This is a genomic window from Saccharopolyspora tripterygii, assembly GCF_054778355.1.
In genome coordinates, this window is sequence record NZ_BAAGZP010000001.1 from 146,208 (window position 1) to 156,937 (window position 10,730).

The following is a 10,730-nucleotide window of genomic DNA, read 5'->3' on the forward strand; positions in this document are numbered from 1 at the left end:
ATCAGCCAGGAACGTGAAGCACAACGGACGAGTGAAACAACCCCAGGGCAGGATTACTGCCCCGAAGGGCCGGCACCCGCTGCGCCTGTTTGAACCGGTCTACCTATCTCGCTCAGCTCCGGGCACACCCGCACGAGACATGCTCTATTCGGCCATCGACGTGGAGACAACAGGGTTGGATCCGCGCCGTCAGCGGATCTGCGAAGTCGCCATCGTCCGCTTCCGAGGAGACGGCACGGTCCTTGACGAGTACTCCTCACTGATCAACCCACAACGGAAGATCGGGAAGAGCACAGAGATCCACGGAATCAGCGACGAAGATGTCGCAGGTGCACCTACGTTTGCTGAAGCTCTTCCCGACATCCTGCAGTTGCTGTCCGGCACGGTTGTCGTCGCGCACAACCTGGAGTTCGAGGACAAGTTCCTTAAGGCCGAGGTTGAACGTGTAGGCCACGAGCGTCCCAAGCTGGTGGGTCTGTGCAGCTTTGTGACCAGTCGCGCACAACTCGACGGACCCTTCTACAGCCTGAAGACGCTGTACAAGACCGCTACGGACGAGTGGATCGAGGACGCCCATACGGCTCTCGGAGATAGCCGTGCATTGGCAAAACTGATGGTTTGGTTGCTTGAGACCGCCCCGACTCCGCTGAACTATGTTGGCCCCGAGCCACAGCGCAGCAACCCCGCCGGCCCGGTTGCACGCATTCATCCTCGCGCTGTCCAACTGGCCAACCGGGATCGCGGCTACCTGGGGGCGCTCGCGCATCGCTTTCCCCGTACCGGACTCCAACACCCCGTGAGCCCTACTGCCGAACGGGCCTACGTCGAAGCACTCAACGAGATCATCGCCGACAAACGGATCGTCGAGGACGAAGGCTGGCGCATGGAACAACTCGCTCGCCAGGGTGGGTTTAGCCAGCAGCGGCTGGTTCAGCTGCACCAACAAGCCTGGGAACGGTCTACTGCATCCGAGCCGCTCGACTCGCCAGAGTCGATGACATCGTTTCGTCGCAACCAACTTGCCCAGCTCGCGCACGACCTTGGGCACCGCGACCTTGGGAAGCACCTGGTCGTCGAAGCCATCGAGAAACCGGCAACCAACAGACATTTGCGAAATTGGCGGATCGGCATCGACGGACCGGAAGACGCGATCGCGGAGCTCACGGCCTTCGTTACCACTCACGGTGGCAATGTCGCGAAGCGACTCACGGACACCGTGCGGTTCGTTGCCGCGGCTGACCCCAAAGCTGATACCCCGCAACTGCGCAAGGCACGCGAGCTAGGGCTGACCATCGTGTCACTGGACAAGGGGACGCGAAGCGTTCGGAAAGCTGTCGACGCCGAGGAAACGCGGATCCGCGCACTATTCGAGGAACAGAGGCAGTGGAAGCAGCGCAGAGAGCAGGAGCGCGCAGAGCGGGCCGCCTACTTCCAGCACAGGTGGCGCCGGCGGGAGGATCCGCCGTTTTGGGGATGGGAAGAGTCGGCGAGGCCGATCACCCTGCCGAGCTATCGCTAACGTTCCTTCCCCGAACATCGGTGTTCGCTCCCGCACCCAGTGATGGGTCCGGGACGTTCGTGTCGCTCGGCTAGTCGGTTAGCAGTGCAGCCCTTTCTAGAGCGCGTACGTGGAAACACCGGGGACGTGGACCGCCATATCGAGAGTCGCGGTTCTGTTCAGCGCGTAACCCAGTGGCTTCGTAGACGACGTCGCGCACCTGTGCGCAGGCATCCCGTACATCGTCTTCATCGTCGCCGGGCTGGATGAGACCAAGGGCTTCGGCGCCTTCGCGTGGGGTGAAGGTCCTGCACCCAAGGTTTCGGAAGTGCCGAACCAGCTTGTCGACCGTCACGGAACGACGATCCGCTCGCTGTGGCGTGTCGGGCGATGACCGGCGGGCAAGTTCATGGCTGACGTGCTCGGCAATCATCTCGATCAGAGGGCTAGCTGAATCCAGTTCCAAGATGACGCGGACCGATGGTGTGTTCACGACCCACAGTATTCCACATAAGCCGCTGACCTGCGAAAACAGTGGACATGGTGGACATGGTGGATGGTCTAGCTCACGCCTGTCGACGCTCACTTGCCACGGCGGCCCCGACGTCGCATGTTCGGCTTCAACCGCTTGTCCGCCGGCGTGCCCCGGCTCGGCTTGCCCTTGGCCATCAGTAACGCCACCTCAGAAGTTCCGTGCGGGTTTCGTGTCCGGCGGTTCGCCGTGGGTCTCGGGGTTCCAGTCGCCGTCGGTGACCTGCCGCGAGTCGGGGTAGTCCGAGGCGCTGGCGACCTTCGGGACGCCGTGGCTGGTGTCGGTGCCCTCGGCGGTGAACATGACGTTGCCGCTGTCGCCGCTGCTGGAGGTGGCGTTGGTGGCGGCCTCGCTGCCGGTGGAGGTGGCGGTGGCCTTGGTCGACCTGGTGCGGCCGCTCGTCGCCCTGCTACCGGTGCTGGTATCGGCGTTGTTGCTGCTGGTTGTCATGGCGGCAGGATGTGGCGGCGGGGGTGTGGCGAGCGAGTATGGGAGTGCTGGCGTGCGGGCACGTCACACACCCGCTCCGGTAACCATCTACCCACCCTTGATGGACGTATCAAGGGTGGGTAGAGTTATCCTCGTGGTGTTCAAAGAGATGAAGCGGACCGCCCTGGTCAGACTGCTCGAACACCACGGTTGCCGCACGATCCGCAACCGCGGCAATCACGAAGTCTTCGGCTGCCCCTGCGGGCAACACCAAGCCCCGGTACCACGCCACAGCAAGATCAGCCCAGTTGTGGTCCAAAGCGTCGAGAAGCAACTGGCTTGCCTACCCAGGGGGTGGATCAAGTGACGAAGCACGAGTACACGGCCACCGCTACGCGGGAAGGTCGGTGGTGGGTCGTTGACGTCGGCGAACTCGGCATGACCCAGGGCCGCAGCGTCGCCGAGGCCCGCCACATGGCCAACGACCTCGCCGCCGCGATGCTCGACGTGCCGATCACAGACGTCGATGTGTCGGTGGAGTTCAGGGTCGGTGGCAGGCTGGGCGCGAAGGTGCAGGAGGCGCTGGAGGCCAACCTGGAGGCCGAGCTGGCGAAGTCCGAGGCGGCGATCAACTACCGCAGGGTCGTCTCTGAGTTGAAGACCGACGGGCTCTCCGGCAACGACATCGCCGCCGTGCTGGGTATCGCGCCGCAGCGGGTGTCGCAGTTGGCGAAGCTCAGCCCAGAAGAGCCCCGCAAGCAGCGGAACTCGCTGATTGCGCGTGCCAAGCAGCGCGGCCTGACAATCCGTGGGAACAACCGCACCAGCGTGTAGCGCCAACCGGCCCCGTACCCAACGAACGGGTACGGGGCCGAGTCAGTCGCGGCAGGGAACTCCGATCGCCGACTACTCGTCACGCCACCCCGTCGAAAGGTCTAACCCCATGCGTTCGGACCAGTACACGCGTCCGAGCTCTTTCGCGAGAACGGACCGCATCCGCCCATAAGTGCGCAACCACCGCTCGATTGCGTGCAGCGACGGCCGACCGTCCTTATAGGTGTTCAGGTGGCCAAGTCGCATACCGGCATCGATGCGATCGAGATAGAGGTTCAGGTCGACAGGGGCGAGATCCGGCCCGGAGGTACGGCCGATCAGTCGGATGCGCTCGACCGCTTCGGTAGCCGATAGAGCGTCGCGCCGGAACGCGAGTAGCACCTCCAGATAGCGGTTTGTGGTCGAGTTGTCAGCAGGCATTGCGCGGCCTTTCCCAAGGATTTGCGGATTGCAGTGGGTATTCACTGGTAAGTCCGCGCACGACGCAACTCAAGATGTGGACAGAGTTGTGCATAACCTGTGCATGGCTGCCCCGCCGGTATGCCTTGACCAGCACCGGGACGGTTCGTCACCTGGTTTCGCCGTCGAGTTCCCTACTGATGGCCTCGCACAGTTCGAGGGCGCTGCGGCGGACGCTGTCGGTGAGCTCGCCGCGGCCGGCCGCGAGTCCGAGCGCGTCGAGGTGCCGGAGCACGATCCACCGCTCGGTGGGGATGACCGGTGCGTGGCCGGCGATGGAGTCGGCCTGCTGCTGCCGAGACGCCTTCCGCAGGGCGTCCGCGACGGTTTCGATCCGGGCCTGGTCGGCACGGCGTCGCTCCCACTGCCGGTCAGTCACCACCGGTCAGCCCTCCTTTCACAAGACGGACAGCGCCTACAGCGCGGGCCGGTCAAGGACGAGGTCCGGCCGCCACTCGTGGAGTAGCTGGTTGCCCTTGTCCCGGTTGCACGGCCGACATGCCGGGATCACGTTTCCCGGCTCGTGCAAGCCTCCGCGGGTGACCGGGATGACGTGGTCGATCTCGATGTCGTCGGGGCTGCCGCAGTAGGCGCAGCGGTGGCCGTAGAAGTCGAGGATCGGTCGCCACTGGGTCCACGTGACGCCGGGGCTTTCCACGCCCAGCTCCAGTGTGCGCTGCTTGTGTGCGTAGTTCCCGTGCCCGTGGCGGCTACTGGGTGTGTCGCGGCGCGCAGCGCTGTGCCAGGCGCGCATGCAGCGTTTGGAGCAGAAGCGGGATGGGCGGGCACCCTGCGAGTTGCGCTTGGGCTTGTCCGCGCACCACTCGCAGAGCGGGTCGATGATCGCGGCGTCACGCGCTTCCCGCCGGCGGGTCAGCAGTTCACGGGCGGCATCGAGGTCATCGGTGTCGCGGGCGGCGCATTCGCAGAACCGGCTGCAGTAGGTGGAGTCGACGCGCCTCGGCGTGAACTTCTCACGGCAGGCCGGACAGGTGCGGGTTCCGCGCTGTTGTTGGCGTCGCTTGGTTCGTTCACGGCTGTAGCGTTTCGAGGCGTTGGCGTTGCGTTCCCGCCAGGCGGCAGCTTGCCCGTTTCGTTTCGCTCGGGCGCAGTCCGGACAACGTTTCGGGATTTGACCCTTCGGGCTGGTGCGGGGAACCTCCGTGCCGCAGTCATCACAAGGGCGGGCCTGCTGTGCCGTGGTCGAAACGGTGGGTGCGGTTCGCCGCCCGCGGTGGTAGTGGGGCTTGGCATCCGGGTTGCGTTCGCGCCAGGCCGCGTTGAGCCGGTTGCGGTGTTCTCGACGGCAGTCATCGCAGCGCCGTTGGATTGCGCCTGTTGGTCGCGTCCGTGGTACGTCGATTCCGCAGTCGTCGCAGGCACGGACCTTCACTTGCCGGCCGCCAGCACTCGCTCGCAACTGCTGCAGTGGGGGCGTTGGGTAGCGGGATGCCCGGGCTGGGCCCACATCACCTGTGCCCCGCAGGCGCTTTGGAGTGGGGAGTAGGCGAGGTGTGTTTCCCGGTCGCGGAGGGACGGGGAGGGCAACCAACGCGGGTAGTTGCCGCTGCTGTCGGGCATGAGCGGATCTTAGTGGCCGTGGCCGCCCGTGCTGCGCATGAATCGGGCCCCACACCGATGGTGCGGGGCCCGTCGTCGTGTTCGGGCGTCAGACGTTGGCGCTGGACGCGTTCTCTCGTGCGACCGGAGTGTCTTGACCACACTCGGAGAGGCATTGCCAGCAGGCGTCTTGATCGGGTTCGCAGGGCTGACCGCAGTCACAGACCGGGGTTTCGAGCTCGGCAAGGTCAAGCATCGGGCACCCCCAACTTGCTGGCGATCCGCTCGCGGACCAGCTTCGCGACGGGGTGCTCGGCGTCGCCTTCCCCTGTCACCTGTCCGTCCATGGTGAAACACAGGTCCAGCACGGTGCTGAGGGCGTCGCACGTCTTAGCGAGGTTCCGGGCCGACTCATCGTCGTCGCGGTCGTTGTCCATGAACCAGGCCCGAATCTGGGCGTCGAGGTTAGGCATCGCCGCCACCTTTCAGCGCTGCGATGGCGGCGCGGGCCTGGTCCATGAGGTGCCCACGCAGTTCGTCCGACTCCTCTTCCCACACGAGGCATCCGGAGTGCTGCACCCGCATCAGGGCCCGAGCAACACGCTTGATGTCGTGCTTGGTGTGCTCGGCGCCGGCCATCGGCAGCGAATCCCCGACGAGCGTAAGCAGCTGGCAGGCGTAGTCGGCGACCTGCTGGCGGGTCACGGCACGGCGGGTGATGCCGGCCCGCTTGTCCTGATCCGAGGTGCTCACGAGCACGACCAGGTGATCACCCTGGAAACCGACCGTCGCTGTGCAGCCGATCGACAGGTCCCAGACCACCATCGGGTCGTGGGCGGTGCCGTCGTCGTCGTACTCGTGGAACGTGTTCGGGTTCCCAAGCGCGGTCTGTGCGGTGTCGGACATGCTGGGGCCTTCCGTAGCGGGCTGGTAGGTCAGACGGCGAGGGTTTTCACGTAGCCGTAGGTGTGCGACTTCCGCCGCCAGTACCCGCCCCACAAGCCGGGCCGCTTGGCGGTGTCGCCTTCGAGTTCGCAAGCCGGCCGGATAGGGCAGAACGCGCAGTAGGTGCGGGTGAGGTGCAGGGCGCGTGCTGGTGGTTTCTGGCCGTGGACTTCGCCGTTGCGGGGGAAGAACGCATCGGGGTCGGGGGCATCGCTGCAGGCGGGCCGGGTGCTGGTGTCTGTGGTGGTCATGCGCTCATCTCCTCGGGATCGTCGGTCTGCGGGCGTTGGCCGGTGAGTAGAGCGACCAGGTCGGCGAGGGTGCAGGTCACCCACTGCTGGCTGGGATCGGCGACGCCGTGGCGCTTGTGGACGACGAGCCCGGCGATGGCGTCGTCGTTGCCGCGTTCGGTTTCGGCCTCGGCCGACCAGGCACCGAGTTCGGTGCGGGTGGTGTCCTTGCACTCGGCGACGATCCGGCCGCCGCGAAGGGCGGGGGAGAGGCGGATTCCGCCGATGTCGCCGCGGTCCTTTGCTCCGGTCTTGGGGCGGCGGTCGATGCGGTCGTCGATGTGTTCGGCGAGGTAGTCGGCGATGCTGCGTTCGAAGCGGGCGCCGGCGGATTTCGCGGAGCGGCGGGAGCGCTTGCGGGGGCTGGTCATACCGTCTCGTCCTTCTCCAGGTCGTTCTGCGAAAAGATGCGTTCTGGCATGTCGGTGTCGGTGAGCTCGCCGAGAGCGACGATCGCCCGGTACTCGGACCAGGAGGCCCAGATCTCCAGTACCTCGCCGCTCTTGCCGCGGTACCGACCCGAGTCGGAGCGATCGCGAACACGCACCCGATCGCCGACGACGAAGTGGCAGGTGCAGGAGCCGTCGCCGGTCCACACCTCGCAGCCCTCGTCATGGCGGTTCTTCGGCTCGGCCATCACGCAGCCGCCTCGGCGTGGAGCACGGCGCGCATCCGGCGGCCGATCCAGGTGCCCATCGCCGGCGGAACCGCGTTGCCGTACCCGTCGACCTGATTGCGAGCCGAGCCCCAGACGATGAAGCTGCCCTTCCGGCCGCCGAGCCCGGCGTCGAAACCGCAGCCCACACCGACCTCATCGGGTCCGAGCATCCGAAAGTGGCAGTCCTCCAGCGGCACGTCCGCGAGGGCTTGCGACCACTCGGCGACGAGCATGCCGTTGTCCTGCTTGTGCCAACCGGTGAACAGCTGGCCTTGCCCTGCAGCGGCGGAGTTCACCGCCCCCGACTGACCAGCCTGGGGCTGTGGCACCTGGGCGGTGAGTAGGCCTGGGATCTGGTCGGAGGTGACGGTGGACATCGGCTCGGCGTGGACCGCGGGGATGGTGTTCTGCCGGAACGGCACGACACCGGCCGCGGTGAGCAGGCTCAGCGTCTCCGAACCCGCCTGCGTCGGCAGCGGCTCGGCCGCCGAGCGCGGAACCCCCTGGTAGTTGTTGACCGCGAGCATCACGGCGAGCTCGTGCGTCGAGGTGACGGTGTCCATCGGTCGGCTGATGTGCTTGCCATCGCCGTTGTGCCGGTGCGCCGCGAACACCGAGCCGGTGGTGAGCAGCGCGGTTTCCTGCTGCGAGGTCTGCGTGGCCAGCGGCTGGAACGGGTGTCGTTCGGTGCCGTGGTTGGCCTTCGCGGGCATCAGCAGCGCGGGGAACTGCGCGAACTTCTGGCGGCAGCGCTCGGCACGCGCCAGGGTGGCCGGCGCGAGCGGCAACCGCACGGTTCCGCCGGTCTTCGGGTCCTTGAACTCCTTCAGTGGCCGGTCGCCGATGCGGGTCCCGAGGTTGCTCAGGTCGAGCGCGAGCAGCGACGGGGTCATCGGCGGGACAACCTCGTTCCGGCAGCGCGGGCACCGGTAGTCGTACTGGCGGCCGTAGCGCACCGAACCGGTTGCGGGGATGCCGGTGCGCCACGACCACACGGCCTCGACGGTCTGGTCGCAGGACCCGCACCAGGTTTCGGGCCGGTGCTCCAGGTCGGGGTCCGGGATCGCCTTGTCCCAGAACACGATGAACAGCCGGTCGCGGGACTGTGGGACGCCGAAGAACTGGGCGTTCAGGTACAGCACCTTGTGCTTGTAGCCGAGCGGCTTGAACCGCTTGAGCCACCACCGGTAGCTCGAACCGTCGCCGACCTTCGGGCGGCCGGGCAGCGACGGGCCCCATGAGGTGAGCTCGGTGGTGCACTCGACCAGGATCATCCGGGGGTGGTTCTTCTGGGCGTAGTGCAGGACGCAGTTCGCCGTCGCCCGGTCCCGCTCGCTGCGGGTGACTCGCTCCTCGAACTCGGGATCATCGAGGTCGAACAGCGACAGGCCCTGCGCGTAGGCGCGCTGGGTGTTGGCCTGCGAGTGGTTCACGCAGGACACTCCGGCGACGAGCAGATCGGCTTCGGGTAGGTCCCGGGCCGAGTGGTAGTCCGCGGCGTCGGGGTCGACGAGGTTGGCGATCCAGTGCTCGGCGTAGGAGTGGTTCGCCTCGTGAACCTCGACCTTGTAGGTGTTGTGGTTCGCGGCCATGATCGTCGTGAACCCGGCATCCTTGATTCCCTGGGTGAGCCCGCCGAACCCGGAGAACAGGTCGACGGCAACGAGGTCGTCGTGCCGGAATCGGCGCGGCTTCACAGCGGGCCGGTGTTCGGCGGTGCGGGTCGTGGTGCGGCCCTTGCGGCAGGTGGGCATCACGCATCCACCGCCTCGACGTCCGTGCCACCGGGCAGGAGTGAGGCGACGTCACCCAGCTTCTCGGGCCGGTCGTAGAGGTACAGCTTCACCTGGCTGCCCCAGCTCAACTTGACGCCGACGTACTCGCCCGAGTCGAACCGTTCGGGGGTCGCGCCGTGGGCGAGTGCGGCGGTCACCGTCGCCTGCAGGTCCGCACGGGGATCGGCGGAGGTGTTGAGCGGCACGTTGATGCTTCGGAACGTGTACCGGTTGGTCTCAATGATCTGCGGGTTGGCCTCGAACATCTCCACCAGTGCCCGCAATCCGGTCACCAGCTCGATCTGCCAATCGGGCAGGGATCTCGGCTGCGCGGCCGTCGTGGTCGCCTTGGTGTTGGTCTCGGCGAGCGAAAGGGTGGCGTGCACCTGGGCGCGGGCGATCGTCGGGCTGGTGTCATCGCTCGGCGATGCTGCATCGGCGCGGCGGAGCAGCCGTTCGGCTTCGCGGTAGTGGTCGAAGTCAGTCATCACGCGGCCACCTCGAACTCGATGTCGCGACGCTCGTTGGCGAAGGCGCGGAGCTGGTCGAGGTCGATGGGGATGTCGACGGTCTCGCCGACGGTGGTGATCGCGGGGGCACCGATGTAGTCGCCGAAGCCGGTGACGGTGTGGTGCACGTTGATCGCTTGCCCGTCGGAGTAGTGGCCGTGCACGTGGATCTGGTCGTGGGTTTCTCCGGCCCACCCGGCGATGAAGCGTTTGAGGTGCGCGGTCGGGTTGATGAGGGTGTTCGCCCAGTCGATGAGGGCGCGGGAGGCGGGGCGGCGTTCGTTGATCCCGAGGGCGATGTGCACCCGGATCGTGTCATCGAGGTTGTTGTCGATGGAGTGCCAGCCGGGGAGTTCGGGGTGGTTGGCGTAGTGGCCGGCTAGTGCGGTGAGTGCGGCGGTGAGGTTCACGGTGGTGTCCTTCTGGGTTGTTGAGTTCGCGTCGGTGCGTGTTTGCGGGGGCTGTGTGGGCCGTGTGGCGGTTTTTGGGGTGGGCCGTAGGTGTTTGCCCCAGTGGGTGGTGCCCAGTGGGCAGCGACCGCCCCAGAGACCTCTTTGCGTGTTTGTGCTGGTGACAAAGAAGCATGGAGCAAGTGAGAGGTAGTTTATACCCACTACTGCCCAGTTTCTAGGCGGAGTGGGGAAGTGATTCCACGGAACCTGCGGTCGCTGGGTGGGACGCGGCGATCCGATGCGGGTGGGGCTCGGTCATGACCTTCCCGCTCGCTAGCGGCGTGCCTCTCCACGTCTGCCAGCACGGTTTCTGGCGGTGCGCGCCGCAGTAGGGGCATGCGATCCCGAACGCCTGCTTGCGGTCCTCGTGCGTGTTCCGGCTCGCCTGGTGGGCGTCCAGGCGGTCGCTGATCCAGTCCGTGACGCGGTCGATGTGCACTTGACGGGCTCGCCCGACGGTTGCGTGTGGGTAGCTCGCCGACGGCGGTTCGCCCCAGTCTTCGCGGTTCACTGGCTCACCGCCTGCAGTCGGCTCCGGCGCCGGTCGGTTCCGGCGAGGAAAGCGGGTTTCGGTGACATGGCGTACAGGCGGGAGGCGACTCGGTCGCCGAGGACGGGTACGAGGGTGTCGCCGATCAGGTTGGTGGTGATCAGGGTGGGCAGTTCGTGGTCGTACCGGTAGTTGATCAGCCGGTAGTTCACTTCCTCGTTCCACTCGCTGCCCTTGGCCGCACCGAGGTCGTCGATGACCAGCAGTCGGGCGTGGGCGTAGCGCTCGAATTCGGATTC

Annotated in this window: 16 protein-coding genes; 3 read left to right on the forward strand and 13 right to left on the reverse strand. The window is 66.3% G+C overall.

Annotated features, from left to right (window positions below; all coding sequences use genetic code 11):
* Positions 1-13: 13 nt before the first annotated feature.
* Complete coding sequence (locus ACYVF3_RS00785) at positions 14-1,519, forward strand: exonuclease domain-containing protein (protein WP_461152351.1); 1,506 nt, start codon at positions 14-16, stop codon at positions 1,517-1,519.
* A gap of 661 nt (positions 1,520-2,180) precedes the next feature.
* On the opposite strand, the gene ACYVF3_RS00790 is transcribed toward ACYVF3_RS00785, so the two are convergent.
* Complete coding sequence (locus ACYVF3_RS00790) at positions 2,181-2,480, reverse strand: hypothetical protein (RefSeq protein ID WP_461152352.1); 300 nt, start codon at positions 2,478-2,480, stop codon at positions 2,181-2,183.
* 148 nt (positions 2,481-2,628) lie between these two features.
* On the opposite strand from ACYVF3_RS00790, the gene ACYVF3_RS00795 reads away from it, so the two are divergent.
* Positions 2,629-2,826 (forward strand): type II toxin-antitoxin system HicA family toxin, encoded by a 198-nt coding sequence (locus ACYVF3_RS00795; RefSeq protein ID WP_461152615.1) that lies wholly within the window; start codon positions 2,629-2,631, stop codon positions 2,824-2,826.
* Positions 2,823-3,293, forward strand: a complete 471-nt coding sequence (locus ACYVF3_RS00800; RefSeq protein ID WP_461152353.1) for a hypothetical protein — start codon at positions 2,823-2,825, stop codon at positions 3,291-3,293. Before ACYVF3_RS00795 ends, ACYVF3_RS00800 begins: the two co-directional genes overlap by 4 nt.
* 72 nt (positions 3,294-3,365) lie before the next feature.
* On the opposite strand, the gene ACYVF3_RS00805 is transcribed toward ACYVF3_RS00800, so the two are convergent.
* The 12 genes from ACYVF3_RS00805 to ACYVF3_RS00860 all read right to left on the reverse strand — a co-directional run.
* Positions 3,366-3,713 (reverse strand): hypothetical protein, encoded by a 348-nt coding sequence (locus ACYVF3_RS00805; RefSeq protein ID WP_461152354.1) that lies wholly within the window; start codon positions 3,711-3,713, stop codon positions 3,366-3,368.
* 148 nt (positions 3,714-3,861) lie between these two features.
* Positions 3,862-4,131, reverse strand: coding sequence for a hypothetical protein (locus tag ACYVF3_RS00810; protein ID WP_461152355.1), 270 nt, complete (start codon positions 4,129-4,131; stop codon positions 3,862-3,864).
* A gap of 36 nt (positions 4,132-4,167) precedes the next feature.
* Positions 4,168-4,506 carry an HNH endonuclease gene (locus tag ACYVF3_RS00815; RefSeq protein ID WP_461152356.1) on the reverse strand — a complete coding sequence of 113 codons (339 nt, stop codon included), beginning with the start codon at positions 4,504-4,506 and terminating at the stop codon, positions 4,168-4,170.
* Between the two features lie 1,054 nt (positions 4,507-5,560).
* A complete protein-coding gene (locus tag ACYVF3_RS00820; protein WP_461152357.1) occupies positions 5,561-5,785 on the reverse strand; it encodes a hypothetical protein in 225 nt (74 codons plus the stop codon).
* Complete coding sequence (locus tag ACYVF3_RS00825; protein WP_461152358.1) at positions 5,778-6,218, reverse strand: hypothetical protein; 441 nt, start codon at positions 6,216-6,218, stop codon at positions 5,778-5,780. The genes ACYVF3_RS00820 and ACYVF3_RS00825 overlap by 8 nt, the downstream gene beginning before the upstream one ends.
* Positions 6,219-6,247: 29 nt before the next feature.
* Positions 6,248-6,508, reverse strand: coding sequence for a WhiB family transcriptional regulator (locus tag ACYVF3_RS00830; protein ID WP_461152359.1), 261 nt, complete (start codon positions 6,506-6,508; stop codon positions 6,248-6,250).
* Positions 6,505-6,918 (reverse strand): hypothetical protein, encoded by a 414-nt coding sequence (locus tag ACYVF3_RS00835; protein WP_461152360.1) that lies wholly within the window; start codon positions 6,916-6,918, stop codon positions 6,505-6,507. The genes ACYVF3_RS00830 and ACYVF3_RS00835 overlap by 4 nt, the downstream gene beginning before the upstream one ends.
* Entirely contained in the window at positions 6,915-7,184 is a 270-nt protein-coding gene (locus ACYVF3_RS00840) for a hypothetical protein (RefSeq protein WP_461152361.1), read from the reverse strand. The genes ACYVF3_RS00835 and ACYVF3_RS00840 overlap by 4 nt, the downstream gene beginning before the upstream one ends.
* The gene (locus ACYVF3_RS00845) at positions 7,184-8,959 is read right to left on the reverse strand and encodes a DNA cytosine methyltransferase (protein WP_461152362.1); all 1,776 of its coding nucleotides are present in this window, start codon (positions 8,957-8,959) and stop codon (positions 7,184-7,186) included. The genes ACYVF3_RS00840 and ACYVF3_RS00845 overlap by 1 nt, the downstream gene beginning before the upstream one ends.
* Positions 8,959-9,468, reverse strand: coding sequence for a hypothetical protein (locus ACYVF3_RS00850; protein WP_461152363.1), 510 nt, complete (start codon positions 9,466-9,468; stop codon positions 8,959-8,961). Before ACYVF3_RS00850 ends, ACYVF3_RS00845 begins: the two co-directional genes overlap by 1 nt.
* Positions 9,468-9,899, reverse strand: a complete 432-nt coding sequence (locus tag ACYVF3_RS00855) for a hypothetical protein (RefSeq protein ID WP_461152364.1) — start codon at positions 9,897-9,899, stop codon at positions 9,468-9,470. Before ACYVF3_RS00855 ends, ACYVF3_RS00850 begins: the two co-directional genes overlap by 1 nt.
* A 549-nt stretch (positions 9,900-10,448) precedes the next feature.
* Positions 10,449-10,730: hypothetical protein (locus tag ACYVF3_RS00860; protein ID WP_461152365.1), on the reverse strand; the 282-nt coding region annotated here is incomplete at its 5' end.

Bases quoted from the DNA above. Each gene is read 5' to 3' on its own strand.
- ACYVF3_RS00825 (WP_461152358.1), bottom strand. From the start codon at position 6,218: ATGTCCGACACCGCACAGACCGCGCTTGGGAACCCGAACACGTTCCAC.
- ACYVF3_RS00850 (WP_461152363.1), bottom strand. From the start codon at position 9,468: ATGACTGACTTCGACCACTACCGCGAAGCCGAACGGCTGCTCCGCCGC.
- ACYVF3_RS00795 (WP_461152615.1), top strand. From the start codon at position 2,629: ATGAAGCGGACCGCCCTGGTCAGACTGCTCGAACACCACGGTTGCCGC.
- ACYVF3_RS00820 (WP_461152357.1), bottom strand. From the start codon at position 5,785: ATGCCTAACCTCGACGCCCAGATTCGGGCCTGGTTCATGGACAACGAC.
- ACYVF3_RS00805 (WP_461152354.1), bottom strand. From the start codon at position 3,713: ATGCCTGCTGACAACTCGACCACAAACCGCTATCTGGAGGTGCTACTC.
- ACYVF3_RS00835 (WP_461152360.1), bottom strand. From the start codon at position 6,918: ATGACCAGCCCCCGCAAGCGCTCCCGCCGCTCCGCGAAATCCGCCGGC.
- ACYVF3_RS00815 (WP_461152356.1), bottom strand. From the start codon at position 4,506: ATGCGCGCCTGGCACAGCGCTGCGCGCCGCGACACACCCAGTAGCCGC.
- ACYVF3_RS00840 (WP_461152361.1), bottom strand. From the start codon at position 7,184: ATGGCCGAGCCGAAGAACCGCCATGACGAGGGCTGCGAGGTGTGGACC.
- ACYVF3_RS00830 (WP_461152359.1), bottom strand. From the start codon at position 6,508: ATGACCACCACAGACACCAGCACCCGGCCCGCCTGCAGCGATGCCCCC.
- ACYVF3_RS00790 (WP_461152352.1), bottom strand. From the start codon at position 2,480: ATGACAACCAGCAGCAACAACGCCGATACCAGCACCGGTAGCAGGGCG.
- ACYVF3_RS00845 (WP_461152362.1), bottom strand. From the start codon at position 8,959: ATGCCCACCTGCCGCAAGGGCCGCACCACGACCCGCACCGCCGAACAC.